The following is an 804-nucleotide window of genomic DNA, read 5'->3' as shown; positions in this document are numbered from 1 at the left end:
TTCCTCTACCAAATTTAGACATTTTTTATTCTATCCCAAAATATTTCAACCTATTATTTTTTCTTAAGTGCATTTTTTCAATCGACTTATTCGAATTGTGTACTAAAACGGATACTTACCGAGTTGCAGACCATCTACCGCAAGGAGTTTCCGCTGGAGCGGCAGACGCTGGTCCGCGACGTCTTCATCTTCGCCGCGTTCACGGGGCTGGACTTCATCGACGTGCAGCAGTTAGCCCCGGAGCACATTGTCCACGACAACAACGGGAACCTGTGGATCCGCAAACCCCGTCAGAAGACCAAAAATATGTGCAACATCCCGCTGCTCGACTAGGCGCAAAAAATTATCGACCGTTACAGGGATCACCCCTACTGCCAGACGCACGGCGTATTGCTTCCCGTATGCAGCAACCAGAAGACGAACTCCTACTTGAAGGAGCTGGCCGACATCTGCGGCATTCGCAAGAATCTTTCGACTCATACGACAAGACATTAGCTTTAGAAATATCCTCTGAATGAGAAATATTTACAGAAGTAAGCCGGTTGAGAACTAACGATTTGGAGACAAGCGATATTCTCTGAATCACTTGATTCTGCATAGCCGAAAAGAACGCATCTCGAATGTAAAAATAAGATGTATTCCTGTTTTCGCCAAAATTACACGCTGATTCTAATACTCGCACTCATTCATTAAGTCAATCTTCAACGGTCCCGTCCCAGAATCAGCACATCTTTATGCCAAGGTCGTTTTTCGACCGGAACTCAATTAATAGTGCCCCAAACTCCCGGGAGGATTATATCAGGC

General features: G+C 45.4%; 1 pseudogene. It reads left to right on the top strand.

Annotated elements, in window-relative coordinates:
* Positions 1-99 precede the first annotated feature (99 nt).
* A pseudogene (locus B5G09_RS13765) lies at positions 100-492 on the top strand (site-specific integrase); the annotation flags it as partial.
* Between the last annotated feature and the right edge of the window lie 312 nt (positions 493-804).

It is taken from the genome of Alistipes sp. An54 (assembly GCF_002159375.1).
GTDB lineage: Bacteria > Bacteroidota > Bacteroidia > Bacteroidales > Rikenellaceae > Alistipes > Alistipes megaguti.
This window is presented reverse-complemented; position numbering and strand designations above follow the sequence as displayed.